A 25,863-nucleotide genomic window follows, 5' to 3' on the forward strand; every position below is an offset into this window, starting at 1 on the left:
GGTGCGAACGCCGGGGCCGCCCTCTGGGAGGAATGCCCGTTGGAAACGTGTTCCTGCCCGTGTAGGCGACGGTACGCCCCGAAACGTTACGACGCGGTCAGTTCCCGTACGTCGAGCCCGCCGTCGGCGTACCGCGAGCGCACCACCTTCTTGTCGAACTTGCCGACGCTGGTCTTGGGCACGGCGTCGATGAACGCCCAGCGTTCCGGCAACTGCCAGCGGGCCACCGAGCCGGCCAGGAAGTCCCGCAGTTCCTCGGCGGTCACCGAGGCGCCCTCGCGAACCACGACGGTGGCCAGCGGACGCTCGTCCCAGCGCTCGTCCGGTACGCCCACCACGCACGCCTCCAGCACCGCCGGGTGCGCCATCAGGGCGTTCTCCAGCTCGACCGAGGAGATCCACTCCCCGCCCGACTTGATCACGTCCTTGGCGCGGTCGGTGAGCGTGATGTAGCCGTCCGGCGAGAGCGTGCCGACGTCACCGGTCCGCAGCCAGCCATCCCGGAACTTCTCCTCCTCCGGCACGTCGTCGCCGATGTACCGGGCGGTCACCCACGGCCCGCGCACCTCCAGCTCGCCCACCGACGTCCCGTCGGCGGGCAGCGGCTCACCGGCAGGGCCGACGATCCGCGCGGTCACGCCCGCCGGTACGCGGCCCTGCGTGTAGCGGTAGCGCCAGGCGTCGTCGCCGGTCGCGCCGGCCGGCGCCCGGGACACCGAGCCCAGCGGCGACATCTCGGTCATGCCCCAGGCGTGGATGACGTCGATGCCGTAGCGGTCGTGGAAGGCGTGCATCAGCGCCGGCGGGCACGCCGACCCGCCCACGATGACCTCCTTCAGTGAGGAGAGGTCCACCTCGTGCGCGTCCAGGTAGGCAAGCAGGTCGGTCCAGATGGTCGGCACCGCCCCGGCCAGCGTGGGGCGCTCGGCGGCGATCATCGCGGCGATCGGCTCGGCCTGGAGGAACCGGTCCGGCATGATCAGCGAGGCGCCGGAGAGGAAGGCCGCGTACGGCAGGCCCCAGGACATGGCGTGGAACATCGGCACGATGGCCAGCTCGCGGTCGTTCGGCCCGAGCCCGAAGCCCTCCGGCATGCAGACCTGGAGCGAGTGCAGGTAGATCGAGCGGTGCGAGTAGGCGACGCCCTTGGGGTGGCCGGTGGTGCCCGAGGTGTAGCAGAGCGCGGCCGCGTCCCGCTCGTCCACCTCCGGCCAGTCGAAGTGGTCGGGGCGGTCGGCCAGCAGCGCGTCCCAGTGGTGCACGGTGATCCGGTCACCGGCGGCGGCCAGCAGCGGGGCCGGGTCGCCGCCGCCGACCACCACCACGTGCGCCACGGTGGTCATCTCGCCGATCACCCGGGCGAGCAGCGGGATGAGCGTGGTGTCGACGAGCACCACGCGGTCCTCGGCGTGGTTGGCGATGTAGGCGACCTGGTCGGGGAAGAGCCGGATGTTGAGCGTGTGCAGCACCGCCCCCATGCTCGGCACGGCGAAGTACGCCACCAGGTGCTCGTTGTTGTTCCACATGAACGTCGCGACCCGCTCGTCGCCGGTCACGCCGCACTCGTCGCGCAGCGCGTGGGCCAGCCGGGCGGCGGCACGGCCGACCTCCGCGTACGTCATCCGGCGCGGTTCGGCGCCGGTCCAGGTGACCACCTCCGCCGCGCCGTGCACGGTGGAGCCGTGTTCGAGGATCCGGGCGACCTGGAGGGGGGCGTCCATCATCGTGCTACGCATGGGTAACAACGTAGTGGCGGCGGTCACATCTACGGAACCCCCCGGAACCACCGAGGTGATCACGGATGATGCGTAGATTGTCCGGGTGAGCATCTCGTGGGCCGACTCGTACGTGGGGCAGCTCCGCGCCCTGGCCGGTGACCGCACCCTGATGTTCGTCGGCGCCCGCGCCGTGGTGCGCGACAACGCCGCCCGGGTGCTGCTGATCCAGCGCTCCGACAACGGCCAGTGGGCGCTGCCGGCCGGCGCCATGGAACTGGGCGAGTCGATCGCCGACTGCGCGGTTCGCGAGGTGCGGGAGGAGACCGGCCTGCGGGCGCTGCGGGTCAGCGCGTTCGCGCTCTACACCGGCCCGGACCGCACCCACACCAACATGTACGGACACACGTACCAGGTCTTCACCACCGCGTTCCGGGTCGACGAGTGGGACGGCGAGCTGGACCGGTTCACCGACGAGACCACCGACGCCGCCTTCTTCCGTCCGGCGGACTTCCCGCACCCGCTCTCGTCGAGCGTCCACGAGACGCTCGCCGACCTGGACGTGTTCGAGCAGACCAACCGGCTGATCCTCAAGTAGCCGCCGGTCACAGCATCGTCTGCGACTTCGCCTCCATGTCGGCGGCGGCCTCCTCCTTCGACTCCTTCGTCAGCGGCTTGCCGCCGGGCGCCGGGGCCTTGCCGCCGATCGGGTCGGCGCCGCCGGTGGCGCCCTGCGGACCGGTGCCGCGCAACTGGTGGTTCGGCATGGCCAGCGTGACCAGCACCGCGACGATCGCGATCAGCCCGGTGGTCAGGAAGACCAGGTGCAGCGACTCGACGAACGAGGCCTGGACGGCGGCGCGTACCGGGGCGGGCAGGGCCAGGATGGCCGCCGGGTCATTGATCGAGAAGTTCCCGCCTGCAGACACCGCGGCCCGCTGCTCCGGCGGAAGCTGCGCGAGCGCGCCCGGCAGCCGGCCGGCCAGCTCGGTGGTGAGCCGGGACGACAGCACCGCGCCCAGGATGGCCACGCCGAACGAGCCGCCGAGCGACCGGAAGAACGTGGCCGAGGACGTGCCCGCGCCCAGGTCGCGCACGCTCACCGCGTTCTGCACGGCGAGGATCAGCGACTGCATGCACAGGCCCAGCCCGATCCCGATCACCACCATGTAGCCGAACGCGGCCCAGAGCGAGGTGGCCACCCGCAGCTGCTGGAACAGCAGCATGCCGACCACCAGCACGGCCGCGCCCGCCACCGGGAACCACTTGTACCTGCCGATCCGGCTCATCGCCCGGCCGGTGACGATCGAGGTGATGATGACGCCGGCCATCATCGGCAGCATCAGCAGACCGCTGCGCGTCGGCGAGGCGCCCTTGACGATCTGGAGGTAGAGCGGGATGAAGATGATCGACCCGAACATCACCAGACCGAGGACGAAACCCGCCGCGTTCGCCAGCGCGAACGTGGCGCTGCGGAACAGCCGCAGCGGCAGGATCGGCTCCTTGGTCCGCGCCTCCTGGACGACGAACAGCACGCCCAGCACCGCGCCCGCGGCGAACAGGCCGACGATCACGCCGGAGCCCCAGGCGTACTCGGCGCCGCCCCAGCTCAGCGCCAGCAGCAGGCAGCTCACGCCGGCCACCAGCAGCGCCGCGCCGATCCAGTCGACCGTGTGCTCCCGCCGCTCGAACGGCACCAGCCGCATCACGTGCCAGCAGACCACGATGGCGAGGATCGCCAGCGGCACGTTGATGTAGAAGATCCACCGCCAGTTGGTCTCCGCGAAGTAACCGCCGACGAGCGGCCCGGCCACCGACGAGACGCCGAACACCGCGCCGAACAACCCCTGGTAGCGGCCGCGCTCCCGGGGCGAGACCACGTCCGAGATGATGGTGAACGCCAGCGTCATCAGCCCACCCGCGCCGAGACCCTGCACGCCGCGCGTGACGATCAGCTGGGTCATGTCCTGCGACAGCCCGGCCAGCAGCGAGCCGAGCAGGAACATGCCGATCGAGAACAGGAAGACCGGCCGGCGTCCGTACAGGTCGGCCATCTTGCCGTACAGCGGCGTCGAGGCGGTCGACGCCAGCAGGTACGCGGTGACCACCCACGAGTAGTGGTTGATGCCGCCCAACTCCCCCACGATCGTCGGCAGGGCGGTGCCGACGATGGTCTGGTCGAGCGCCGCCAGCAGCATCCCGGTCATCAGACCGAACATCAGCAGGCGGATCTGGCGGGCGGGCAGCGCGGGCGGGGCGGTCTGGGCGGTCATCCCGCTTCCTATCCCACCGGGGGCGGATCATGCCCCCGGTGGGCCTGTGACTTTCCTCAGGCGGCGTGCCGACCCTCGGCGAACTCCTCCACGATCTTGGCGCAGAACGCCGGCAGGTCGTCCGGCTTGCGGCTGCTGACCAGCCCGTTGTCGGTGACGACCTCCTTGTCGACCCAGTTCGCGCCGGCGTTTGTGAGGTCGGTGCGCAGGCTCGGCCAGGAGGTGATGGTGCGGCCCCGCACCACGTCCGCCTCGACCAGCGTCCACGGGCCGTGGCAGATCACGCCGACCGGCTTGCCGGCGTCGAAGAACGACTTCACGAACCGGACCGCGTCCGGGTCCGCGCGCAGGAAGTCCGGGTTCGCCACGCCACCGGGCAGGACCAGACCGTCGTACGCGCCGGCGTCCGCCTCCTTGACGGTGACGTCGACCCGGTACTGCTTGCCGTGGTCCAGGTGGTTGAAGGCCTGGATCGAGCCGGAGTCGAGGGAGACCAGCTCAACCTGCGCGCCGGCGTTCTCCACCGCCTCCCGGGGCTGGGTGTACTCGACCTCCTCGACGCCGTCGGCGGCCAGGAAGGCGATGCGCTTGCCCTGAAGTGTCGCTGCCATGCTCTTCTCTCCTCTCCGGGGTATGTCTGCACCGTTCCCCCGGCCGATGCGGCGAAACCGGGCGCACCGGGTGGCCCGCGTCGCGTTTGGCCCGACGGCGCGGGGGGATCCGCAGAGGCATGGCAGGAGCAGCAGCGGAAGAGCGCCGGCTGGCCACCGTGGTGGCGAGCTGGCAGCAGCGTCCCGTGCTGGTCGTCGGGGACGCCATGCTGGACGAGTGGCGGTTCGCCGAGTCGGAGCGGCTCTGCCGCGAGGCGCCCGCGCCGGTCCTCACCCTGCGGCGGCGGATCTCCGCGGCCGGGGGCGCCGCCAACACGGCGGTCAACGTGGCGGCGCTCGGTGGACGGGCGGCGCTCGTCGCCCCGGTCGGCGCCGACGTGGCCGGTGACGAGCTGCACGACTGCCTGGACCGCGCCGCGGTCTGGGACCGTACGGTGAGCCAGCCCGGCCGGCCCACGCCGGTGAAGCGGCGGATGCTCGCCGGCAACCAGATCCTGCTCCGGGAGGACTCCGGCGGCCCGGAGGACGCGCTGGACGACGACGGGGTGGCACGGCTGCTGACCGCCCTGCACTGCGCCACCGAGGAGCTGCGCGCGGTGGCCCCGGGACAGCCGCTCACGCTCGTGGTCTGCGACTACGGCCTGGGCGCCCTGCCCTCGGCGGTACGCGCCTGGCTGGTCGCCAACCGGGACCGCTACGGCACCGTGGCGCTGGACGCGCACGACCTGGCCGACTGGCGTGGACTGAACCCGACTGTGGTGACGCCGAGCTTCGCCGAGGCCACCCGGCTGCTGGCCCGCGCCGCCGCCGGTTTCGCACACGGCGAGCGCAACGCCGTACCCAATGGGGGTGACCTGCACCTGGACCACCCGGCGGAGGCCGACGGCCCGTCCGAGCTGATGGTCGGCGCGGCGCCCGGCGGGTCCGGCGACCGCGCGCCGGGCAGCCCGCACCCGACCTCGGGCGCGCCCGCCGCAGCGACGTCCGGCGGCTCGACCGGCCCGACCGGCGAGCCGACGCCCGGCGAGGAGCGGGTGGCGCTCACCGGGGACGGGCTGAGCGTCACCGGCACCGGCGTGACGGTGAGCGCGACCGCCGGCACCGGCGTAGACCGGGCTGTGCTGGCCGAGTCGCGCCTGCCCGAGCTGCGCGAGCACACCGGCGCGGACGTGGTGGCGGTGACCCTGGACACCGAGGGCGCGGTGGTCGGCGGCGCCGAGGGCGAGCCCCGGCGCAGCCACAGCACCCCGGTCCCGGCCAGTCACGCGGTGGGCGCCGGGGACGCGTACCTGGCGGCCATGACGCTGGCGCTCGCCGCCGACGCCGGCCTGCCCACCGCCGCCCAGCTCGCGCAGCTCGCCGCCACCATCACGGTCGCCGACACCGGCACCTGCGTGTGCCGCCGCGAGGACCTCCTCGCCGCGCTCGGCACCGGCCCGGACGACGGCGGGCACCCGGCGCTGGTCGGCGCCGACGAACTGGCCGCGCTGGTGGACGAGCACCGGCAGGCCGGGCGGTCGGTGGTGTTCACAAACGGCTGCTTCGACGTGCTGCACCCGGGGCACGTCCGCTACCTGACTCAGGCCCGCGCGCTCGGTGACCTGCTGATCGTGGCGGTCAACTCGGACGGCAGCGTCCGCCGGCTCAAGGGCGCGGACCGGCCGGTCAACCCGGTCGAGGACCGGATCGCGCTGCTGGCGGCGCTGGCCTGCGTCGACCACGTGGTGGTCTTTGAGGAGGACTCCCCGGCCCGGCTGATCGAGGCGGTCCGGCCGGACGTCTACGTCAAGGGCGGCGACTACCCGCCGGAGATGGTGCCGGAGGCGCCGCTGGTGCGGCGGCTGGGCGGGCAGGTACGCACGCTCGGGTACGTGCCGGACCGCTCCACCTCGGCGATCATCGACCGGATCCGCGCCCAGTCGCTCATGAGCGAACGCACCGAGCGGAGCGAGGACAGCCCCGTGGGCGAAGGCAGGCCGGCGTGACCCGACCGCTCGACCCGGGCACGCCCGGGCAGTTCCGGCAGCGCCGCCGCCTCGACGTGCTCATTCCCACCCGCAATCGGCCCGCCGAACTGGCTGTCACGCTGTCCGGGCTGGCCGCGCAGGAGGGCGTACCCGGGTTCGGGGTGGTGGTCAGCGACCAGTCCGACGGCGAGCCCGCGTACGCGCACCCGGCCGCCGCCACCATGGTCCGGGCGCTGCGGCACCGGGGGCATCCGGTGCTGCTGACCCGGCGGCTGCCCCGTCGCGGCCTGGCCGAACACCGGTGCTACCTGCTGGCCCAGTCGGCCGCCGACGCGGTGCTCTGCCTCGACGACGACGTGTGGCTGGAGCCGGGCACGCTGTCCCGGCTGATGACCGCGCTGGACGAGCTGGGCTGCGGGTTCGTCGGCAACGCGGTGCACGGGCTCTCCTACGCCGACGACGTCCGCCCGGAGACGCACCAGCACTACGAGGAGTGGGCCGGACGGCCGGTACCGGAACGGATCATGCCGGGCACGCCGGAGTGGCATCGGGCGTCGATCCACCCGGCCGCGAACCTGCTGCACGTCACCGAGAAGCTGAACCTGCCGCCCGGGCAGTGGCGGGCGTACAAGGTCTCCTGGATCGGCGGCTGCGTGCTCTACGACCGGGCGAAGCTGGTCGAGGCCGGTGGCTTCGACTTCTGGGAGCGGCTGCCCGACCGGCACCAGGGCGAGGACGTCGCCGCCCAGCTCGCCGTGCTGGAGCGCCACGGCGGCGCCGGTGTGCTGCCCAGCGGGGCCTACCACCTGGAGTCGCCGACCACAGTCACCGAGCGGGACGTGGAGGCGTGGGAAGTGGTGCTCAGCGAGTCGACGGCGGAGGTGTGAGCAGCTCGCGGGCCGCCTCGATCACCTCGGCCGCCGGCACGTCGGCCACGAACGACACCCGGTGCGGGCACTCCCCGTCGCCGGGCCGGTGCGGGTAGATCCCGGGTGTGCAGTCGACGCCGCAGACCGGGCAGTGGGTGGTCCAGGCGGCGATCGGGCGGTGCCGCCCACGCAGCGGCGACGCCCCGTTGATCAGGTTGCCGACCCAGAACACCCCGACGGTCGGCGCGCCCACGGCGGCGGCCAGGTGCAGCGGGCCGGTGTCGTTGGAGACCACGAGCGCGCAGTCCGCGTACGCGGCGGCCAGCGCGCCGAGGCTGAGCGTGCCGACCTGCGGACGCACCGGCACGCCGGCCGCCGCCACCACAGCGTCCACCGTCTCCTGCTCGGCGGGGGTGCCGGTGACAAGCACCTCGTACCCGTCTCCGGCGAGCGCGCGGGCGACCTCGGCGAAGCATTCCGGCGGCCAGCGCCGCCGCGTGTCGGTGGCGCCGGGGTGCAGCGCCACCCGGGGCCGGGTGGGCGGGCCGAGCACGGCGGCGGCCTCGGCCCGGTCGGCGGCGGTGACCGCCAGCGACGGGGTGATCGTGGTGGCGGGCGCGCCGACCAGCGCGGCGACCTCCAGGTAGCGGATCACCTCGTGCTGGTAGTAGACGTAGCGCAGCCAGCGGTCGAGCGGCGGCGCGCCCTCGGCCCGCAGGCCGGCGGTGACCCGCGCGCCGAGGCCCGCCACCAGCGGGTTGGAGTTCGCGCCACCGCCGTGCACCTGCAACGCCAGGTCGAACCGCTCGGCGCGGGCCGCGGCCAGGAAGCCCGGCACGTCGCCCGGCGACTCGCCCGGGCCCGGATCGCGGATGCCGGGCGCTGCCGGCACCACCAGCACCCGGTCCACCGGGCCGGGCCGGTCGCGCCAGAGCGCCGCGTGCCACGGCGCGCCGAGCAGCACGATCTCCGCCGACGGGTACGCCGACCGCAGCGCGTCCAGCGCCGGCAGCACGAAGATGAAGTCGCCGAGCGCGTTGGCGCGCAGCACGGCGATCCGCTCGACGTCGGGCACACGCTCGCCGACCGGGCCGAGCAGCGACGGCTCCGGGTCGCGGCGCGGCGGGTCGGAGTCACCCGACGGGCTGGTCACGCGGCCCCTACGGCCTGTCGATCTCGTCGAGCGCGGTGTCCGGGTGGTGCAGCTCCCGGTCCGCGGCCGGGTCGGCCGGCATCGGCGTACGGTCGACGCCCGCGCGCGGGCCGGTGCGGCCGACGGTGATGGTGCGCGGCGCGGGCCGGGCCGCCCGGGGCAACCGCACCCGGAGCAGGCCGTGGTCCATCACCGCGTCGATCCGGTCCGGGTCCACCCGGGACGGCAGGTCGACGCGGTACTCGAAGCCACGCGTGGTGAACCCGCCCGGGATGCCGTGGTCGGCGTTCACCTCGGCTTCCGACCGGGCGCGTACGCACAGCTCCCGGTCGTCCAGCTCGACGGCCACCTCCTCCGGCGCCACACCGGGGAGCCGGACGACCACCTCCCAGCCGTCCGCCGTCTCGGCCAGATCCACGTCCTGGCTGCCGGAGCGTCCGCCGACCAGCCGGCTCAGCTCGGAGCGCAGCGACTGGAGCTCGCCCATCGGGTCCCAGCCCTGCTGGCGGCCACGCCAGCCCCGTCCGCTGCCCTGTTCCGTCATCGCGCGTCTCCGATCCGCTGGGTCGCCGAGGGGGGTCGCAGCGAGCTGGGCGCGTTGAGATCGTGCTCCGGGTCGACGCCGACGCCGAGGCGGTCCACCAGTTCACCACCGAGCCACGCGCTGACGCCGAGGATCGCCAGGGCGACCACCTCGATGGCGACGAGCGCGCCCCCGGCCGCCCGCGAGTCGGCGTTGAGCCGGACCACCCAGACCGCGGCGAACAGCAGAATCACCGCCACGTTGGCGGCGGCGTGGGTGACACCGACCCGCTTGGCGCGGGTGCCGGCCGGCAGGGCGAGCAGGTCGAACGCCCCGGCCGCCGCGGCCAGCAGGCCGCCGATCAGACCGACGGTGATGTTCCAGTACGCGACTTCGGCCAGGAAGCCGGGCCCGCCCACGGTGTCCACCACGTCGAAGATCACGGCGGTCACGAAGAGCGCCACCGGAAACATCACGAGCATCGGGTGCACGGGATGGCCGAGCACCTTGAGCCGGCTCTCCATCTCGGCCTCCATCCGTCACGTCCGGCCGCACGCTGCGAACCGGTCCCTACCCGCCGGCCCCGGGGGCAAACCCGACACTCGACGCGCTCTCCTAGGCTGACCATGGCGGAACGCGGCCCGTCGCGGGCCGGAACCGTCGTGACGATCAACGGACGGGGGAGGAAGACGTGACGACCCGGGAGATCACCAGCGAGGCCGAACTACGCGAGCTGATCGGCACGCCGATGCCGCGCGCTGCCGCCAAGGACCGCCGTACGCTGCACGAACGCGACCGGGAGTGGCTCGCCGCGTCACCGTTCTGCCTGATCGCCACCGCCGGCGCGGACGGCACCTGCGACGTCTCCCCCAAGGGTGACCCGCCCGGCTTCGCGCTGGTGCTCGACGACACCACGATCGCGATTCCGGAGCGGCCCGGCAACCGGCGGGCCGACGGCTACCGCAACATCCTGGCCAACCCGCACGTCGGGTTGATCTTCCTGATTCCCGGCCGCACCGACACGCTGCGGATCAACGGGCGCGCCCGGCTGATCGCCGACGCGCCGTGGTTCGCCGACATGGAGGTCAAGGGCCACCGGCCGGTGCTGGCCGTCGAGGTCGCGATCGAGCAGATCTTCTACCACTGCGCGAAGGCGTTCCTGCGCTCCGAGCTGTGGCAGCCGGAGACCTGGCAGCCGGACGTGCTGCCGACGCGGGCCCGGCTGATCAAAGAGGTGGAGGCCCCGGCGGAGAGCCTGGCCGACCTGGAACGCCACTACGGCCCGGCGTACCTGGAGACCCTGTACCGCTGAGTCCCGTGGTCAGGGCCGGACGTTGCGCTTGCGCTTGCCCCGGCCCACGTACCCGCGACCGCCCGTCGCCGGCTCCACCCGGCGCGGCCGGTCGCGGCGCGGCGGGGTGACACGCCGACGCCTGATACCGGACAGGGCCAGCACCACCCCGACGCCCAGGGCGGCCAGCCCGACCACGCCGAGGACGCCCTGCACCCGGCCGCGGTGGCCGCTGAGCTGACCGAAGTCGGTGACGAAGTCACCCGGGTCCGCCGGGTTCACCCAGATCGACACCTCCGCTCCGGCGGCCCGGCACACCTCGAAGCAGGCCACCTCCTGCGCGTGCGTCCGGCCGTCCACCTCGTAGCTGAAGTACATGGTGCTCGACGAGGGACTCCGGTTGCCGCCGCTCTCCGTCACCTGGTCGACGACGACCGCCCGCGCGGGCGTACCCCGCTCGCGCAGCGTCACCGCCCAGTCGTCCAGCTCCATCTGGGTGTGGAACGGCAGCCACAGCAACGCGCCGCCGCCGGCCACCAGCAGTACGCATGCGAGGCGGATCAGGAACGACCGACGGTTGATCACCGCGCCATCGTCGCCGGGGCCCGCAACCCCGGGGCCGACCCCCGATGGGGTTGAATCGGCTGCGTGGCGAAGACCTTGACGATCACCACCCGGAACGCGAGCTTCCAGCAGTGGCAGGCGCTGCTGACCAACCGCAACAAGCGCCAGCGTTCCGGGGAGTTCCTGGTTCAGGGGGTACGCCCGATCACCGTCGCCCTGGAGCAGGGCTGGGAGATCCGGGCGCTGCTGTACCCGGACCGGCAACAGTTGTCCCGCTGGTGCCGGGAACTGCTCGACCGCGCCGACGCCCGGCGGGTCGCGCTCGCGCCCGAGCTGATGCGGGAACTCAGCGGCAAGGAGGAGGAGTCCCCCGAACTGCTGGCCGTGGTGGCGCAGCCCGATGACGACCTGGCCCGCGTCCCGGTCGGGCCCGACATGCTCGTGGTGGTCTTCGACCGCCCCAAGACCCCGGGCAACATCGGCACGCTGATCCGGTCCGCCGACGCCTTCGGCGCGTCCGGCGTGGTGATCACCGGCCACGCCGCCGACCCGTACGACCCGAAGGCGGTACGGGCCAGCACCGGGTCGCTGTTCGCCGTACCGGCCGTACGCGTCCCCAGCCACCACGCCGTCCTCGACTGGGTCGCCGCGATGCGAAAGCAGGGACCACAGATCCAGATCATTGGTACGGACGAACACGGCGACGTGGACGTCGCGGAGCACGACCTGACCGGGCCCACTCTTCTGCTCGTCGGCAACGAGACGCACGGACTCAGCAAGGGCTGGCAGGAGGCGGCCGACCGGATGGTACGCATCCCGATCGTCGGGGCGGCCAGTTCGCTGAACGCGGCGGCGGCCGGGACGGTGGCGCTGTACGAGGCCGCCCGCCAGCGCGCGAAGCAGCGGTGACGCCTGGGCCCGCCGCTACGAGGCGACCGTGCCGGTTGCGGTCCTCGACGGCCGCTCGCGTCCCCAGGCGGCCAGCGGCTCGAGCGCGTCGTTGAGGCGTACGCCGTCCTCGGTCAGCGAGTACTCGACGCGGGGCGGCACCTCGTCGTAGGAGACGCGGCGCACGACGCCGTCCGCCTCCATCTCGCGCAGGTGCGCGGCTAGCACCTTCTCGGTGATCCCCGGCAGCAGCCGGCGCAACTCGCCGAAGCGGCGGTACGGGTGCTCGTGGAGTGCCCAGAGGATCAGCACCTTCCACTTGCCCCCGATCACCTCCATCGCGGCGTCGATCCCGCAGACATGGCCGTCCGGTGCGCCCGGCCGGTTCAACGTCGTCATGCCCCCGCCCTTCCGACCTGCTCGCTCACCACAGGGTAACCACCTACTCCGAAGTGCGTACTTGATCGCCTGCGGGCCTGCGACCAGCCTGAACGGCATGGCACCCGACACTGTGGAGAAGACGCCCGTGACGCTGCTGGGCCTCGGCGCGATGGGCGCCGCGCTGGCCCGCGCCTGGCTCGCCGCCGGCCACCCGCTCACCGTCTGGAACCGCACCCCGGCCCGCGCCGCGGCGATATCCGCCGAGGGAGCGACGGTCGCCGACAGCGCCGCCGAGGCCGTCGCCGCGAACACCCTTGTCGTCGTCTGCCTGCTGGACGACGCCTCGGTCGAGGAGGTGCTGGCCGACGCCGACCTGGCCGGCAGGGACCTGGTCAACCTGACCACGGGTACGCCCGCCCAGGCCCGCGCCCGAGCCGACTGGGCCCGCGAGCGCGGCGCCCGCTACCTGGACGGCGGAATCATGGCCGTCCCTCCGATGATCGGCGTCCCGGACGCCGGCGGCTACGTCTTCTACAGCGGCTCCCGCGAGCTGTTCGAACGGCACCGGGAGACGCTCGCCGTCCCGGCCGGCACCACCTACGTCGGCCCGGACGCAGGCTTCGCCGCCCTGCACGACGTCGCCCTGCTCAGCGCCATGTACGGCATGTTCGCCGGGGCAGCGCACGCTTTCGCCCTGATCCGCCGGGAGGACATCGACCCCGCGTCGCTGGCCCCGCTGCTCGTCGACTGGCTCGTCGCGATGGCCCCGACCGTTCACCAGACCGCCGACCAGCTGCGCAGCGGCGACTACACGAAGGGCGTCGTCTCCAATCTCGCCATGCAGGTGGCCGGCACACCGACGTTCCTGCGCACCGCGGCAGAGCAGGGGGTCAGCCCGGAACTGCTCAGCCCCTACTTCGAGCTGATGCGCCGCCGCCTGGCCGAGGGCAGCGGCGAGGAGGACCTGACGGGCGTCATCGACCTGCTGGTGCGCTGACCGCCGCGGACCGAGACAACCCACGTGGACCGCCGATACGCCGATGGTGATCCCGGCTGTTCCCCTGATGAGAATTCCCAGCGACGCAATGACGATCGTCCGATGCGACAGAAGCATCCGCAGCGCGTACCCGATCGTGCCGGCCCGACCGGCGTCGAGGGCAAGGTGCCGGTCGCCCGCTGGCGGCGCGTCCTGGCGGTTCTCGCGCCGGTGATCGCGGCGGTGCTCGGCGCCGCGATGGCCACGCAGTGGGAGGTCGGCGGCGGCCGCGCCGTCAGCTCCCTACCCGCTCCGTCGCGATGGATGGCCGAGAACCTGCCGTTGTTCGACGGTGGGGAGCCGGCGTGGATCTGGCGCGGGCCCTTCTTCGTGTCCGTGCTGCTGGCGCTGCCGCTCGTCTGGACGGTGACCGGCCGCACCACCGCGACGCCCCGCCGCCTCACGAGGTACGGGCTCCTCGCCGCGGCCATCGCTATCGGCCTGGAATACAGCAGCCCCGGGTACGGGTGGTTGTTCGACCTCGTGGCCCTGTTGACGGCGCTGGTGGGCACCGTCTGGTGCGGGCTGCAGGGGCTGCGTCGCGGCGTGCTGTCGCGCCGCGTCGCATGGGCGCTCGTCGCGGCACTGCCGTTGACGCCACCAGCCGGCTTCCTCACGTTCTGGTACCTGCCGCCCGGCCTGACCATGGGCTTGCTGCTGGCCTGGGCCGCTGCCGCCGTCTTGTCCGGCTCCCCCGCACCATCACTTGGAGGTGTACGTGGCTCTGTTCGGTGACGACCTGGACGCCGTCGCCAACCGGCTGGGCAAGGCGGTCGCAACGCGAGATGCGGATTGGATGCGGGCCGCTCACCTCGGGCTCGTGGGTCTGCGTGGGGTTGCTCTGACCGGCCAACTGCGGCGCACCGTAACAGGCGGTTACGACATGGGTCGGGTGCCGTCAGCGCCTGCGGCTTTCCTTAGCTGTACAGATGGCTAGGGAGCCATCGGCCGCCGCAACGATCCGCTGACACGTTGTCGCTCCCTCCCCGTAGCCTGCCCGGCAGAGTCCGTACGACGGAGGGTGCGTTGTCTGCTGTCGCGTCACTGACCCTGGTTCCCAGGAGAAGCATCCCCGAGTTGGCCCGCCTCGCCCGCACATCGTCGTCGTCACTCGGCTCCTACCTCGCCGAACACGGACGCGAGCCGCGGGAGGAGTACGACTGGTCCGGGTACTGCATGCTGCACGTCTTGAGCTATCTGGAGGAGCGCGACGTAGACCTGGAGCAGTCGGAGTTCGATGCCGAGTCGGCGGCCATCAACAAGGTGCACGACCTGACCGTGCTCATCACTCCCGCACACAAGCGGTTCCTGGATCAGCTCGACCCCGCCGGGCACCGCGAGGCGGAGTTGGCCGCCCACTTCGAGGAAATGGGACTGGACTTCGAGGAGAGCGGCACGGCCGGTTTGGATGGGCTGAGGCTGTTGCGCGACAGCATCTCCGAACTCCGCGACGACCAGGTGTTGCTGCTACGCATCGGCTGAGGCCAGAGGCGCCAGATCCGGTCGAACCACCCGTGACGGTGATCACCTGTAGCACTTGACGCGGTGCTGCACATGTCTGTCCTGGATGCAGTCGTGTATCCAGGACAGGAGCAGAGTATGACGACCGCGGTGCTCGACCGCGCGCCGACGCCGCCGCCCGTCAGCAGCCCTCCCGGGCGGGCGCCCCGGTTGTACGTGCTGGACGGGTTGCGGCTGATCTGTGCTCTTGCGGTGGCCGGATACCACTTCGGCGACTCATGGAGGTTGGACGGCGTGCGCCCGCCGGCATACTTCCTGCCGGACGCGGCACCGGTGCTGATCTATGGCTTCCTCGGAGTCGAGACGTTCTTTCTGATCAGCGGATTTGTGATCCTCATGAGCGGCTGGGGGCGTACCGTTCGCGAGTTCGCTGCCTCCCGCGTCGCGCGACTCTATCCGGCGTTCTGGGTGTGCGTGCTGACCACGACAGCCGTGGCGGCAGTGCTGCCGATCAGCGGCGGGCTGCCTTTCCCACCTCTGCCGGACGGGTGGGGCGTGCTGGTCAACCTGACCATGTTGGCGGAGCCCCTCAACACGCCGCTTGTCGACACCGTGTACTGGACCCTCTGGATCGAGCTCCGGTTCTATCTGATCGCGGCGTGCATTCTTGCGGCCAAGCCGACCGAGCGGGGAGTAAAAATATTCGCTGCCGTGTGGCTGGCAGTCGCCGTGGTCATGCCCGTCTTCCGGGGCGCCGCCCTGGACGAGGTCGTGATGTCCGACTTCGCGCCGTACTTCATCGCCGGAATCACCCTGTTCCTGCTTCGCCGCAACCGATCCGATCCATGGCTGTGGGTGCTGCTACTCGCCACGTGGCTGGTCAGCCTGCAGCGCGTGTACGGGCGGACCCTGGAGTTGAAGCCCGGCTTCGAGGTGCCCGTCTGGCCGGCACCGGTACTGCTCACCGGGGTGTACCTTCTGATGCTCGTCATCGCGCTCGGCTACACCGACCGGGTGAGAATGCGCTGGCTGGCCATTGCGGGTGCCATCAGCTACCCCTTCTACCTCTTGCACCCGCGCATTGGATACAGCGTGATCCGCAACGTGTACGAGGAAACCAACCTTCCCGCGTCGATACTGATCGGCGGCACCGTGCTTGGGCTGCTGGCGGCAGCCTGGCTTGTCCATCGCTTCGTCGAGCGCCCACTCGCACCCTTGATCCGCGGCTTCGTATTGGACCGGCGACGACTATGAGCACCAGACGCCACGCGCCGAACACGAGGAAGGGTGTGGATCCGACGACCGCGGAGGCCGATTCCGCCTTCCGCGAGCTGTTCGAGGCCGCGTATGACGATTTGCTGCTCTTCGTCGAACGCCGTGCACACCTCGCCGTTGCCGAAGACGTGGTCGCCGAGACGTTCTTGATAGCGTGGCGCCGCTTGGACGAAGTACCGAAGTCACTCGGCGAGGCCCGCGCCTGGCTGTTCACCGTCGCCCGCAACGTTCTGCACAATCGGCAGCGCAGCGACCAGCGGCAGCAGAGCCTCGCGCTTCGCGTCCTCCAGGAATCCGATGCTCCGAGCAGCGCCGAGGCCGACCTCGCGGCTACCCGCGTCGACCTGGTGAAGGCTTGGCAGCGCCTGTCATCGGCCGATCAGGAAGTGCTGACGCTGACCGCGATCGAAGACCTCACCGGGCCGCAGGCAGCACACGTACTGGGCATTTCCCGGCCCGCGTTCAGTTTGCGCCTGCTGCGCGCCCGTCGCCGCCTGCGTCAGCATCTTGGTCAGCGGCCGATCAGCGAACCCACAAACGTCCCTGCACCGGCCGGCCCTTCACGACGCGGAGGCTCCGCATGACCCACGACGACGTCCTCGCCCGGACAATCCGCTCTGCCGCCGTCCCGGTGCCCGCACGCGTCGCGCAGGAACCCGCGCGAGAATTGCTCGAGCGGATCGTCGCCACTGATCGGCGACCGCGCCCGGCACCAGCGCGCACACCGCACCGTCGGCCTCGCCTGGCGATCGCCGGCGCGGCCGGAGCGCTCGCCGCCGCTGTCGCCTTCACCCTGACATTTCTCAACGCTGGTCCCGCGTTTGCGTCGTGGACGCCCGAGCCGAGTCCGATCTCGGATACCGAGGCACGCGACATCGCCGGCAAATGCCTGCCTGCCCAGGACGCGAGCGTCGCAAGGGTGGTCATCGGTGAAAAACGCGGCGAGTACGCATACGTGAACGCCGTGTCGCCGGCTGGAAGCCAGACATGCTTCCGCGATCGCAACGGGGACGTGACGAATACCAGCATCCTGACCGTGCTGACCAGCACCGAGCGGCTCGGCGCCGGGGGTGTCGAGCTGTACTCGTGGGGTCAGCTACGCACCGACGAAGGCTACGTCCGGATCATGGCGGGACACGTCGGCTCACAGGTGACGAGCGTGGAGATCAACTTGCGGACCGAGGATGGCGATTCGTCACGGACGGCGCGCGCAACCGTTCGCGACGGTTACTTCGGCGCCTGGTACCCCGAAGGCCTCGATGAGTCGAGCAGCAACACCACCACACTGACCGTCCGCCTCGCAGACGGCAGCGCGGTGATCCTGTCCGCCCGCGAACTGTACGAACAACCGAAGCTGGACTGAGGGTGGCTCGGCAGGCCCCGCCCGCCCACGTGCTGGCCGGTTTGCTACCGATCAGTGACGGGCTCATCACGCCACCGGAAGCGCGCCTCGTCCCCTTCGATGACCAAGATGAACCATGGCACCTCGCGCCCGGTCGGGTCAGTCATCGTCACGGCCGGATAGATGGCCTCGTGCGCCTGGCGCAATGCCTCAACATCCCCGGAGTTCACGGCCTCGATCCATGCCGCGAAAATCGGTCGCAGTGGTCGGAAAGCAGGCTCTGGCCGAAAGCGGCCGCGGATCCAGGGGAAGTCGAGCTCCCGCTCATCGACCTCACCGACCAACTCGCTGCGGTGGTGCACCCGCCAGACCCTGCCCACCTTCATTCCGGCAGCGTAGGCCGCGCTGCCGCCAACCACTCCTCTTCCGGAAGCCCATCTCCGTCGAAGGGCGCTGTTGTCCGCCCCGGAAACGGCGAATCCCAGGCCGATGACCTGGGATTCTGTACCGAGCCGCCTGACGGAATCGAACCGTCGACCTACGCATTACGAGTGCGTCGCTCTAGCCGACTGAGCTAAGGCGGCAACGATCGTAAAGTGTACGGCACTCCCCGGCCGAAGCCGAACCGGATCCCCCCGCCTCCGAACCCCGGACACCGAGCCACATCCGCCCCGTCACGGGAGAGACTTCGCGCCGCGTCCCGACTACCCTGCGGCGGGTGACCGACGAACCGCCGCGGCCAGCGGCCCCCGAGGCGCATCCCGGCGAGCGCGCCACCCGCCGCCCCCGCAAGATCGACCCGCAGGAGTTGGGCTTCACCCCGCGCCGGCCGGTGCCCTGGCTCGCGCCGCTGCTGTTGATCAGCACCGGCCTGCGTACGCTGCTGGCGATGCTGTTCGGGGCGTACCTGGACAAGCGCGAGCTGCAGAACGCGTTCGGCGACGGCACGTTCCGGCAGGTCGGGCCGGACGGCGGGCTCTGGCTCGACTACGTGGCCGACCTGGGTGACGGCTTCGACGCCACGTACTCGGTGGCGTACCTGCTCGCCCAGCCGGAGCTGACGGTGGACGGGCATCGCCTTCCGCGGGCGCAGACGCTGGTGATGGGTGGTGACCAGGTCTACCCGGCGGCGGGCTACGAGGCGTACGAGGACCGCTGCAAGGGCCCGTACCAGTCCGCGCTGCCGGTCGCTCCGCCGGAGCAGCCGACGCTGTTCGCGGTGCCGGGCAACCACGACTGGTACGACGGGCTGACCGCGTTCCTGCGGCTGTTCGTGCGGACCCGGGACCGGCACTTCGGCGGCTGGGGCACCGGCCAGTCCCGCTCGTACTTCGCGGTCGAGCTGCCGGCCGGCTGGTGGCTGCTCGGCCTCGACGACCAGTCCGGCTCGTACCTGGACGACCCGCAGCTCACCTACTTCGACGAGGTGGCCCGCAAGCTCACCCCGGAATCCAAGGTGATCCTGGCGGTGCCGGCGCCGACGTGGGTCAAGGCCGTGGACCACCCCAACGCGTACGACTCGATCGACTACTTCATCCGTACCCTCGTCGCGCCGACCGGCGCGCAGGTGCGGGTGCTGGTCTCCGGCGACCTGCACCACTACGCCCGCTACGCCGGGGCGGACCGGCAGCTCGTCACGTGCGGAGGTGGCGGCGCCTACCTCTACCCCACGCACCGGCTGCCGGAGAAGCTGGAGGTCCCGCCGCGTGACACGCTGACCCGGCGGGCCAGCAACACCCAGGAGTACGACCTGGCCGCGCGCTACCCGGACAAGGCGCGCTCCCGCCGGTACGGCTGGGGCATCTTCGCCCGGCTGCCGTTCCGCAATCCGGGCTTCACCACGCTGCTCGGCACCCTGCACACGCTGCTGATGCTGGCCATGGCCGGCGTGGCGGTGCAGCGGGTGGGCACCACCGAGCAGCGGCTGTTCAGCGTGCCGCTGGCGATCATGCTGGTGGTGGCGATGATGGGCGCTGTGTTCTTCGCCAAGCCGCCCACGGCCGGCGGGAAGCGGCACGCCCGGCACTGGATCCTCGGGGTGGCGCACGGACTGGCCCAGATAGCTCTCGCCGCCGGCGGCACGTGGGTCTGGTTGCAGCTGCCGTTCTACGACTGGCCGTGGCCGCTGCCGGCGGTCGCCGCGGCGGTGCTCTACGGGCCGGTGAGCGGTCTGGTCGCCAGCCAGCTCGTCGCGCTGTACCTGCTGGTGGCCGGCGCGTTCGGGGTCAACCTGAACGAGTTGTTCGCCGCCCAGGGCATCGAGGACTCGAAGGCGTTCCTGCGGTTCCGGATCGACCCGGACGGCACGTTGACGATCTACCCGATCGCCGTGGACAAGGTGTCCCACGACTGGCAGCTCAACCCCGACCAGTCCCCCACCGCCTCCTGGCTGACCCCGAAGACCCGGCTGACCCCCCGCCTGGCCGAACCCCCCATCGTCATCCGCTGACCCCTGATCGCCGCCGAAGGGGCGGGAGGGTCAGGGCTGGGGGTAGTGCTGGTCGTGGGCCTGTCTGGGGCCGCAGACCGACGCCCGCGAGCACATCGAGCGGGAGCCGTCGGCGTCCAGGCGGACCGTCACCGCGTCGCGCGGGACGCTGTGGCCGACCACCTTGCCCTCACCCTGCGGCGTGGACACCCGGCTGCCGACCGCGGGGGCCGTCTCCTGGAACTTCTGGTACAGCGGGTGCTCGTACTTCAGGCAGCACATCAGCCGCCCGCACGCGCCGGAGATGCGCAGCGGGTTGAGCGGCAGGTCCTGGTCCTTCGCCATCCGGATGGTCACCGGCTCGAAGTCGGTCAGGAACGTTGCGCAGCACAGGTCACGCCCGCAGGAGCCGATGCCGCCCTGCACCCGTGCCGAGTCGCGGGCGGACAGCTGCCGCAGCTCGACCCGGCAGTGCAGGGTGGCGCCCAGGTCCCGGACCAGGGAACGGAAGTCGACCCGGTGCGGCGCGGTGAAGTAGATGGTGGTGCGGTCGCTGCCGTTCTCCGGCGTGGCCAGGACGTGGTCGACGGCTACCACCTTCATCGGCAGGCCGTGTTCGCGGATCAGCCGCTTGGCGGCCACCTTCGCCTCGGCCTTGCGCCGGCGCAGCATCTCGTCGCGGCGCAGATCGTCGTCCTCGGCGAGCCCGGCGAGTTTCGGGAATCCGTCGGTGTCCTCGGTGACCCACTGGGCCGCCCAGACGCACTCGGCCACCTCGGGCCCCTCGTCGGTGGGCACCAGCACCCGGTCGCCCACCTGCGGGCGCAGCTCGCCCGGGTCGAGGTAGTAGAGGCGCCCGTACCGGTTGAAACTGACCGCGCAGAGCATGCCCATGCGCCCCACCCTACGCGGATCGGGGCCCGCCGTACGGCGGGCGGTCGCCGTACGGTCACCGACAGCGGCGATCGGCTCCGTCGACCCGGCCGAATCGCCCCTTCGCCTCGCCCGGACGGCTGAAACCTCGCCCGCCGCCGGGACAAGCGTCTGCCGACAGCGTTGAGTGAAGACATACCTGCGGGGGGTGCAGGGGAAGTCCACGGCGTCGCCGCCGTTGCCCGGCCACGGCCGGTCCGGCGCGCGGCGCCGTGGACCGTCAGTAGCCGATTCGGGTGGTGCCGCCGTAGTGCGGCGCGACCGCCGGCCGATCCCGCCAGACCGTCTCCGCGAGGCTCGGCCCCCACTGACGCAGCAGCGTCTCGGCGCCGTCGTAGGCGACTCCGAGCACGCCCAGGATCCGGGTGGCGATCTCGGCCGCGGCCGACGCCCCGGCCGGTCCGGCGTGGACGCCGGGCCGGGTCGCCGCGTGCACGGCGACCGCTTCGGACGAACCCAGCACCTCGGCCAGCGCGCGGGCCAGCGCGACCCGGCTGCCCTCCACCCAGCCGGCCAGCGCGTCCGCGTAACTCGCCGTCGACTCCAGCCGCCCGACCAGGCTCTCCGGCCCCTCGTCCAGGTGCCGGAGCAGCGTTGCGCGCGCCTCGTCGTACGCCGACGCGGCGGCGCCGGACCAGGCGACCTGGTCGCCGAGCAGGGCGCAGGTGTCGTCGTACCCCCGGACGAGCCGGCGCACGGCGTGGCCGGCGTCGGTCAGCGGCGCGGGGTGCAGGTCGAGGAACTCGCGCACGGCCGCGCCGGGGAGCACCTGCATGCGGCGCAGCAGCGGCCAGAGGCGGTGGCCCTCGGGTGCGCCGGCGGCGAGCAGCGTGTCGACGCGGGCGAGCAGGTCGAGCCCCGGCTCCGCGAGGCGGTCGAGCGCGTCCATCAGGCCTCCCGGGCCAGCCGCCGGGCCACGCCGTCGTCGGCGGCGGCATAGCGGTCGGCGGCGCTGCGCAGCGCGGCCGCGGCGGCGGCCAGCCGGACGGCGGCAGCCTGTGCCTCGCGCGCCCGGTCGGCGGTGGCGGCGGTCCACTGCCGGTGCAGCGCGCGGCCCACCTCACCGGGCCGGCCGGCGGCGTGCGCGCCGAACGCGGGGTGCGGCGGGTCGGTGGCGGTGACCGTGCGGGCCAGCGTGGCGAGGGTCGCGCCGGTCTCGTCGAGGCGGGCGGCCAGGGCGCGCAGCGTCTCCATGTCAGGCTCCCGCCAGCGGCCGGTAGGCCGCGAACGTCTCGTTGTGCAGCTTCTCCCGCGCCCACTGCGCCGCGTCGGCGGCGGCGGTGACCGCCGCCTGCACCGACCCGGCCACGTCACGTGGGCTGCGGTGGTGCAGCGGCCCGAGGAAACGCACGTCGGTGATGCGCCCACCGGCTGTCACCACCACCTCGACAAGGCCGTCGGGCGAGCGGACGGTGACCTCGACAGTGGCCACCGCCTGGTCGAACTCGGCCTGCAGGTTCTCGATGCGGCGGTAGCGCCGCACCGCCTCCTCGATCCAGGCCTCGTCGATCTCGCCCCGCGGCATCGGCGGACTCCTCCCGGCCGGTCGGCCCCAACATCACTGAGCGTGCCGCCTCGATCACGGCGGCATCACCGGGGACCGTACCGCACGCCAATCGCGCGTGTCGATGCCCTGTGGACAGCGTGGAGCGGGCGTGGGTCAGCCGCGCCAGAGGGCGAGCATCATCGCCTCCACCGCGATTCGCGGCTTGACGTTCGCCTCGATCGCCGCCCGGCACTCCAGCACCGCCTCCAGGCGGCGCAGCGAGCCCTCGGCGTCCCACTTCTGCGCGCCCGCGCCGGCCAGCGCCGCGGTGTCGGTGTGCACCGGGGCGACCGGCGCCCGCAACGCCATGGTGAGCGCATCGCGGTAGAACCCGGCCAGGTCGACAAGCGCCCGGTCGAGCGCGTCCCGCTGGGCACGGGTGGCCCGCGACTTCTGCCGTTTTTCCAGGTCTTTGAGCTGGCCGGCCGCGCCGCGCATGGCGCCGGCCGCGCCCCGGCCGGTGCCGCCCGCACCGAGCGCGGTCTGCAACGCCGTACGCTCCGCCTCGTCGATCTCGACGACCGAGGCGGCGGCCTCCGCCTCGGCGGCCTCGATCAGCGCCGAGGCGGCGTCGAACGCCGCGCCCACGCCGGTCAGCCGGCGCGGCACGGCCAGCACCGCGTCGCGCCGCTGCCGGGCCTCCGGGTCGCGGGCCAGCCGCCGAGCCCGGCCCACGTGCCCCTGCGCGGCCGCCGCGGCCCACTCGGCCACGTCCGGCGCGATGCCGTCCCGGCGGACCAGCACCTCGGCCACCGCGGCCGGCGGCGGCTGGCGCAACGGTACGACGCGGCAGCGCGACCGGATGGTCACGGAGATGTCGTCGGGGTGGGTGGACGGGGCGCAGAGCAGGAAGACGGTACGCGGCGGCGGCTCCTCGATCGCCTTGAGCAGCGCGTTGCCGGCGGCCTCGGTGAGCCGGTCGGCGTCCTCGATGATCACTACCTGCCACCGGCCACCGGACGGCGTGCTCGCCGCCCTGAGCACCAGCGCGCGCATCTCGCCGACACCGATGGAGAGCCCGTCCGGAACGACGAGGCGCACGTCGGCGTGCGTGCCGGTGAGCGTGGTGTGGCAGCCGGGGCAGCTGCCGCATCCGGTGCCGTGCACGCACTGCAGGGCGGCGGCGAACGCGCGGGCGGCCACCGACCGGCCGGATCCGGGCGGCCCGGTGAAGATCCAGGCGTGGGTCATCCCGGCGCCGGGATCGGCTTCAGCGGCGGGTGCCGGACCTGAGTCGGCGTCGGTGCCGTCGAGCTCCTCGGCGAGCGCGTCGAGGTCGTCGTACCCGCCCGCCGGCGCGCCGGCCGCGACGGGCACGGCGGCGCGCAGCAGCGCGGCGGCCGAGGCGGCGGCCCGCCGCAGCGTGTCCACCGCCTCGTCCTGCCCGACCAGATCGCCGAAGACGTCGGTCATCTTCGGGGTTGCTCCATCGTCACCAGCTCCGCGTCGGATAACTCAGGCTGGACCGAGGTGTCCGGGCCCTGCGCCGGACGCGGGTGCACGATCCCGCCCGGGTCGGCGAGGAGCTCACCCACCCGGCGGGCCACCGCGTCGGCGATCTCGTCCACCGGCCGGGACGCGTCGAGCACGAGGTAACGCTTCGGGTCACCGGCGGCCAGGTCGAGGAAGGCGTACCGGACGCGCTCGTGGAACGTCAGCGACTCGGCCTCCAGCCGGTCGGCCCCCTCGTTGCGCGTCTCCACCCGGCTCAGGCCGGTACGCGGCTCGACGTCGAGCAGCACCACCAGATCGGGCTTGAGCCCACCGGTGGCCCAGGACGAGAGCCAGGAGACCTCGTCCACCGGAAGCGTCCGGCCGGCGCCCTGGTAGGCGAGCGACGAGTCGACGTACCTGTCGCTGATCACCACCGCGCCACGCACGAGCGCCGGGCGGACGACGGTCGCGACGTGGTGCGCCCGGTCGGCGGCGTAGAGCAGCGCCTCGGCGCGCGGCGACGGCGCCTCGTCCGTGCCGGTGTCCAGCACCAGCGAGCGGATCCGCTCACCGACCGGTGTGGCGCCCGGCTCGCGGGTGACCACCACGTCCCGCCCCTGCGCGCGCAGGCGCTCGGCGAGCACGGCGAGCTGGGTGGACTTGCCGGCGCCCTCGCCGCCCTCGAAGACCACGAAGAGACCGCTGGAGACGAACGGCTCGGCCGGCATCAGCGGGCGGCCCCGGATCGAGCCCCACAGGTCGGCGAGGACCGGCACGCCCTTCTTGTCGTCCATCTGGCCGAACGCGCTGATGCCGGCGATGATGCCGGCCGCGCCGGCGGCGAGCAGCAGCAGGCGCGTCGAGGAGATGGAGATGCCCAGGTCGGCGATGGTGAGCTGGCGGGAGCCGCCGACGCCGACCAGGAGGCTGCTGAGCGCGATGGCGAGGATCAGCACCAGCCGGGTGCCGATCTGCACCACCGCGAAGACCCGGCCGCGTACCTCGTCGGCGACCTCGCCGCCGAGCAGCGTGGTGCCGGCCAGGAACGCCATGCCGGCGCCCGCGCCGACCAGGATCGCGCCGAGGATGGCCATCGACAGGTGGATGGCGAACGCGAGCACCAGCACCGAGGCGCTGGCGAGCACGATGCTCATGCCGAACCAGCGGCGGCGGGACATGTCCCGCACGATCATCGGACCGAGGCCGATGCCGAGCGCCAGGCCGACGAAGATCGCGCCGAAGAGCAGCGAGAACGCGGCGTCACCGGCGCCGAGCGAGTTGGCGAAGAACTTGGCCGTGCCGACCACGATGCCGCCGCCGGCGAACGCGCCGAAGATGCCCAGCACCAGGCCGCGGACGAGCGGGGTCTGGCCGATGTACTTCCAGCCCTCGGAGAACTGCCGGAACATGCTCTGCTCGGAGCGCTCGGCCTCGCCGCGCTGGGCGTGGCTGATCTCCTTGATCCCGAACGCCACCACGAGCGCGGTGGCCAGCCGGGAGAACGCGTTGAACCAGAGCGCGAGCTGGGCCGGCTCGGCCCAGTTCGGCAGGTCGCCGCCGACCGCGCCGCGGACGCCGCGGTCCAGCACGGCCAGCGCGATGGCCGCGGCCACCGGCGTGAGGCCGTACGTGGTGATCAGCGTGAGCTGGTTCGCCGCTTCCAGCCGGGTACGCGGGATGAGGTTGGGAACCGCCGCTTCCTTGGCCGGGATCCACATCAGCGTGATCGACTCGATCAGGAACGTGGCGATCAGCGCCCAGCCGACCACCAGCCCGCCGGCGGCACCGGTCAGCGCGTAGAGCGGGATCGAGGCGAACAGCACGAAGCGCAGCAGGTCGCAGATGACCATCGTCCACCGGCGGTCGAACCGGTCGGCGAACACGCCCGCCACCGGGCCGAGCACCAGCGCCGGGAGCAGCCGGATCGCTGTCACACCGCCGAACGCGGCGCCCTGGGCGGTGCTGCCGGAGACCTGGGAGGCGGCGAACAGCGCGGTGGCGAGCAGACCGAGCCAGTCGCCGAAGGAGGCGGCGCTGAGGACGATCCACAGCCTGCGGAACGGCCGGATGCGCAGCACCGAGCGGATGGCGGCGACGCCGGAGTGGTCGGCGGCTGTCCCGGGCGACGACACGCCGGGCGACTCGCCGTTGTTCTGGCTTTCGATGGCCGTAC

At 72.4% G+C, this 25,863-nt stretch carries 27 protein-coding genes and 1 tRNA gene; 12 read left to right on the forward strand and 16 right to left on the reverse strand.

The genetic code is table 11. The features are described from left to right. Positions 1–86: 86 nt before the first annotated feature. A complete protein-coding gene (locus DQE82_RS05925) occupies positions 87–1,721 on the reverse strand; it encodes a fatty acid--CoA ligase (RefSeq protein ID WP_176722787.1) in 1,635 nt (544 codons plus the stop codon). Positions 1,722–1,821: 100 nt separating this feature from the next. Here DQE82_RS05925 and DQE82_RS05930 point away from each other — a divergent pair, with 100 nt between their 5' ends. Next, the gene (locus DQE82_RS05930; protein ID WP_030503787.1) at positions 1,822–2,313 is read left to right on the forward strand and encodes an NUDIX domain-containing protein; all 492 of its coding nucleotides are present in this window, start codon (positions 1,822–1,824) and stop codon (positions 2,311–2,313) included. 7 nt (positions 2,314–2,320) lie between these two features. Here the strand turns inward: DQE82_RS05930 and DQE82_RS05935 are convergent, their stop codons facing one another. Both DQE82_RS05935 and DQE82_RS05940 read right to left on the reverse strand, forming a co-directional pair. Continuing rightward, a complete protein-coding gene (locus DQE82_RS05935) occupies positions 2,321–3,988 on the reverse strand; it encodes an MDR family MFS transporter (protein ID WP_064448866.1) in 1,668 nt (555 codons plus the stop codon). A gap of 56 nt (positions 3,989–4,044) precedes the next feature. Next, positions 4,045–4,599 carry a type 1 glutamine amidotransferase domain-containing protein gene (locus tag DQE82_RS05940; RefSeq protein ID WP_043327208.1) on the reverse strand — a complete coding sequence of 185 codons (555 nt, stop codon included), beginning with the start codon at positions 4,597–4,599 and terminating at the stop codon, positions 4,045–4,047. A 119-nt stretch (positions 4,600–4,718) separates the two neighbouring features. On the opposite strand from DQE82_RS05940, the gene rfaE2 reads away from it, so the two are divergent. Next, positions 4,719–6,584 carry a D-glycero-beta-D-manno-heptose 1-phosphate adenylyltransferase gene (rfaE2, locus tag DQE82_RS05945; RefSeq protein WP_233514593.1) on the forward strand — a complete coding sequence of 622 codons (1,866 nt, stop codon included), beginning with the start codon at positions 4,719–4,721 and terminating at the stop codon, positions 6,582–6,584. Next, positions 6,581–7,453, forward strand: coding sequence for a glycosyltransferase family 2 protein (locus DQE82_RS05950; RefSeq protein ID WP_113972171.1), 873 nt, complete (start codon positions 6,581–6,583; stop codon positions 7,451–7,453). Before rfaE2 ends, DQE82_RS05950 begins: the two co-directional genes overlap by 4 nt. Here DQE82_RS05950 and DQE82_RS05955 read toward each other — a convergent pair. The 3 genes from DQE82_RS05955 to DQE82_RS05965 are packed head-to-tail and all read right to left on the reverse strand — an operon-like array spanning position 7,428 to position 9,635. Then, positions 7,428–8,588 (reverse strand): glycosyltransferase family 9 protein, encoded by a 1,161-nt coding sequence (locus tag DQE82_RS05955; protein WP_113972172.1) that lies wholly within the window; start codon positions 8,586–8,588, stop codon positions 7,428–7,430. The two genes, DQE82_RS05950 and DQE82_RS05955, sit on opposite strands and share 26 nt — an antisense overlap. A 7-nt stretch (positions 8,589–8,595) precedes the next feature. Beyond that, a complete protein-coding gene (locus DQE82_RS05960) occupies positions 8,596–9,132 on the reverse strand; it encodes an Hsp20/alpha crystallin family protein (RefSeq protein ID WP_043327210.1) in 537 nt (178 codons plus the stop codon). After that, positions 9,129–9,635 (reverse strand): DUF2231 domain-containing protein, encoded by a 507-nt coding sequence (locus DQE82_RS05965; RefSeq protein ID WP_030503780.1) that lies wholly within the window; start codon positions 9,633–9,635, stop codon positions 9,129–9,131. Before DQE82_RS05965 ends, DQE82_RS05960 begins: the two co-directional genes overlap by 4 nt. Before the next feature lie 167 nt (positions 9,636–9,802). Between DQE82_RS05965 and DQE82_RS05970 the strand changes: the two genes are divergently transcribed. After that, a complete protein-coding gene (locus DQE82_RS05970; protein WP_030503779.1) occupies positions 9,803–10,423 on the forward strand; it encodes a pyridoxamine 5'-phosphate oxidase family protein in 621 nt (206 codons plus the stop codon). 9 nt (positions 10,424–10,432) lie between these two features. Here DQE82_RS05970 and DQE82_RS05975 read toward each other — a convergent pair whose 3' ends face one another. Next, positions 10,433–10,987 carry a DUF3592 domain-containing protein gene (locus DQE82_RS05975; RefSeq protein ID WP_233514594.1) on the reverse strand — a complete coding sequence of 185 codons (555 nt, stop codon included), beginning with the start codon at positions 10,985–10,987 and terminating at the stop codon, positions 10,433–10,435. A gap of 63 nt (positions 10,988–11,050) precedes the next feature. On the opposite strand from DQE82_RS05975, the gene DQE82_RS05980 reads away from it, so the two are divergent. Further along, entirely contained in the window at positions 11,051–11,875 is an 825-nt protein-coding gene (locus DQE82_RS05980) for a TrmH family RNA methyltransferase (protein ID WP_064448863.1), read from the forward strand. 15 nt (positions 11,876–11,890) lie between these two features. Here DQE82_RS05980 and DQE82_RS05985 read toward each other — a convergent pair whose 3' ends face one another. Then, on the reverse strand, positions 11,891–12,253 hold the full coding sequence (locus DQE82_RS05985; protein WP_113972173.1) for a helix-turn-helix domain-containing protein: 363 nt from the start codon (positions 12,251–12,253) through the stop codon (positions 11,891–11,893). Between the two features lie 97 nt (positions 12,254–12,350). On the opposite strand from DQE82_RS05985, the gene DQE82_RS05990 reads away from it, so the two are divergent. From DQE82_RS05990 to DQE82_RS06015, 6 genes are all read left to right on the forward strand, one after another. Next, entirely contained in the window at positions 12,351–13,232 is an 882-nt protein-coding gene (locus tag DQE82_RS05990; RefSeq protein WP_113972174.1) for an NAD(P)-dependent oxidoreductase, read from the forward strand. A 102-nt stretch (positions 13,233–13,334) separates the two neighbouring features. Further along, a complete protein-coding gene (locus DQE82_RS05995; protein ID WP_113972175.1) occupies positions 13,335–14,006 on the forward strand; it encodes a hypothetical protein in 672 nt (223 codons plus the stop codon). Between the two features lie 342 nt (positions 14,007–14,348). Beyond that, entirely contained in the window at positions 14,349–14,753 is a 405-nt protein-coding gene (locus DQE82_RS06000; RefSeq protein ID WP_030503772.1) for a hypothetical protein, read from the forward strand. A gap of 117 nt (positions 14,754–14,870) precedes the next feature. Continuing rightward, a complete protein-coding gene (locus DQE82_RS06005; protein WP_113972176.1) occupies positions 14,871–15,986 on the forward strand; it encodes an acyltransferase in 1,116 nt (371 codons plus the stop codon). 35 nt (positions 15,987–16,021) lie between these two features. Continuing rightward, entirely contained in the window at positions 16,022–16,591 is a 570-nt protein-coding gene (locus DQE82_RS06010) for an RNA polymerase sigma factor (RefSeq protein WP_233514595.1), read from the forward strand. Continuing rightward, on the forward strand, positions 16,588–17,370 hold the full coding sequence (locus DQE82_RS06015; RefSeq protein WP_069088066.1) for a hypothetical protein: 783 nt from the start codon (positions 16,588–16,590) through the stop codon (positions 17,368–17,370). Before DQE82_RS06010 ends, DQE82_RS06015 begins: the two co-directional genes overlap by 4 nt. 44 nt (positions 17,371–17,414) lie before the next feature. On the opposite strand, the gene DQE82_RS06020 is transcribed toward DQE82_RS06015, so the two are convergent. Next, on the reverse strand, positions 17,415–17,735 hold the full coding sequence (locus tag DQE82_RS06020) for a hypothetical protein (RefSeq protein ID WP_030503768.1): 321 nt from the start codon (positions 17,733–17,735) through the stop codon (positions 17,415–17,417). Between the two features lie 124 nt (positions 17,736–17,859). Further along, positions 17,860–17,933: transfer RNA gene (locus tag DQE82_RS06025), tRNA-Thr, on the reverse strand. A gap of 134 nt (positions 17,934–18,067) precedes the next feature. On the opposite strand from DQE82_RS06025, the gene DQE82_RS06030 reads away from it, so the two are divergent. Beyond that, the gene (locus DQE82_RS06030; protein WP_113972178.1) at positions 18,068–19,798 is read left to right on the forward strand and encodes a metallophosphoesterase; all 1,731 of its coding nucleotides are present in this window, start codon (positions 18,068–18,070) and stop codon (positions 19,796–19,798) included. Positions 19,799–19,828: 30 nt separating this feature from the next. Here DQE82_RS06030 and DQE82_RS06035 read toward each other — a convergent pair whose 3' ends face one another. The 6 genes from DQE82_RS06035 to tmk form a co-directional block, all read right to left on the reverse strand. Next, positions 19,829–20,671, reverse strand: coding sequence for a regulatory iron-sulfur-containing complex subunit RicT (locus DQE82_RS06035; protein ID WP_043327224.1), 843 nt, complete (start codon positions 20,669–20,671; stop codon positions 19,829–19,831). Positions 20,672–20,930: 259 nt separating this feature from the next. Further along, positions 20,931–21,599 carry a hypothetical protein gene (locus DQE82_RS06040; protein WP_064448457.1) on the reverse strand — a complete coding sequence of 223 codons (669 nt, stop codon included), beginning with the start codon at positions 21,597–21,599 and terminating at the stop codon, positions 20,931–20,933. Further along, positions 21,599–21,904, reverse strand: coding sequence for a hypothetical protein (locus DQE82_RS06045; protein ID WP_113972179.1), 306 nt, complete (start codon positions 21,902–21,904; stop codon positions 21,599–21,601). The genes DQE82_RS06040 and DQE82_RS06045 overlap by 1 nt, the downstream gene beginning before the upstream one ends. 1 nt (position 21,905) lies before the next feature. Next, positions 21,906–22,235: a YbaB/EbfC family nucleoid-associated protein gene (locus DQE82_RS06050; RefSeq protein ID WP_013473591.1), complete on the reverse strand. Its 330-nt coding sequence runs from the start codon at positions 22,233–22,235 to the stop codon at positions 21,906–21,908. 135 nt (positions 22,236–22,370) lie between these two features. Further along, entirely contained in the window at positions 22,371–23,669 is a 1,299-nt protein-coding gene (locus DQE82_RS06055; RefSeq protein ID WP_113972180.1) for a DNA polymerase III subunit delta', read from the reverse strand. Further along, a complete protein-coding gene (gene tmk / locus DQE82_RS06060) occupies positions 23,666–25,822 on the reverse strand; it encodes a dTMP kinase (RefSeq protein ID WP_233514596.1) in 2,157 nt (718 codons plus the stop codon). The genes DQE82_RS06055 and tmk overlap by 4 nt, the downstream gene beginning before the upstream one ends. Between the last annotated feature and the right edge of the window lie 41 nt (positions 25,823–25,863).

Origin of the sequence: Micromonospora sp. LHW51205, assembly GCF_003315815.1 — a bacterium.
In the GTDB taxonomy this organism is placed as follows: Bacteria; Actinomycetota; Actinomycetes; order Mycobacteriales; family Micromonosporaceae; genus Micromonospora; species Micromonospora chalcea.

Coding starts and splice junctions, on each gene's coding strand:
- DQE82_RS06050 (WP_013473591.1), bottom strand. CDS start 22,235: ATGCCGCGGGGCGAGATCGACGAGGCCTGGATCGAGGAGGCGGTGCGG.
- DQE82_RS05925 (WP_176722787.1), bottom strand. CDS start 1,721: ATGGACGCCCCCCTCCAGGTCGCCCGGATCCTCGAACACGGCTCCACC.
- DQE82_RS06035 (WP_043327224.1), bottom strand. CDS start 20,671: ATGGGCATGCTCTGCGCGGTCAGTTTCAACCGGTACGGGCGCCTCTAC.
- DQE82_RS05965 (WP_030503780.1), bottom strand. CDS start 9,635: ATGGAGAGCCGGCTCAAGGTGCTCGGCCATCCCGTGCACCCGATGCTC.
- DQE82_RS05940 (WP_043327208.1), bottom strand. CDS start 4,599: ATGGCAGCGACACTTCAGGGCAAGCGCATCGCCTTCCTGGCCGCCGAC.
- DQE82_RS05985 (WP_113972173.1), bottom strand. CDS start 12,253: ATGACGACGTTGAACCGGCCGGGCGCACCGGACGGCCATGTCTGCGGG.
- rfaE2 (WP_233514593.1), top strand. CDS start 4,719: ATGGCAGGAGCAGCAGCGGAAGAGCGCCGGCTGGCCACCGTGGTGGCG.
- DQE82_RS05990 (WP_113972174.1), top strand. CDS start 12,351: ATGGCACCCGACACTGTGGAGAAGACGCCCGTGACGCTGCTGGGCCTC.
- DQE82_RS05935 (WP_064448866.1), bottom strand. CDS start 3,988: ATGACCGCCCAGACCGCCCCGCCCGCGCTGCCCGCCCGCCAGATCCGC.
- DQE82_RS06005 (WP_113972176.1), top strand. CDS start 14,871: ATGACGACCGCGGTGCTCGACCGCGCGCCGACGCCGCCGCCCGTCAGC.
- DQE82_RS06055 (WP_113972180.1), bottom strand. CDS start 23,669: ATGACCGACGTCTTCGGCGATCTGGTCGGGCAGGACGAGGCGGTGGAC.
- DQE82_RS06015 (WP_069088066.1), top strand. CDS start 16,588: ATGACCCACGACGACGTCCTCGCCCGGACAATCCGCTCTGCCGCCGTC.
- DQE82_RS06040 (WP_064448457.1), bottom strand. CDS start 21,599: ATGGACGCGCTCGACCGCCTCGCGGAGCCGGGGCTCGACCTGCTCGCC.
- DQE82_RS06045 (WP_113972179.1), bottom strand. CDS start 21,904: ATGGAGACGCTGCGCGCCCTGGCCGCCCGCCTCGACGAGACCGGCGCG.
- DQE82_RS05995 (WP_113972175.1), top strand. CDS start 13,335: ATGCGACAGAAGCATCCGCAGCGCGTACCCGATCGTGCCGGCCCGACC.
- DQE82_RS05960 (WP_043327210.1), bottom strand. CDS start 9,132: ATGACGGAACAGGGCAGCGGACGGGGCTGGCGTGGCCGCCAGCAGGGC.
- DQE82_RS06020 (WP_030503768.1), bottom strand. CDS start 17,735: ATGAAGGTGGGCAGGGTCTGGCGGGTGCACCACCGCAGCGAGTTGGTC.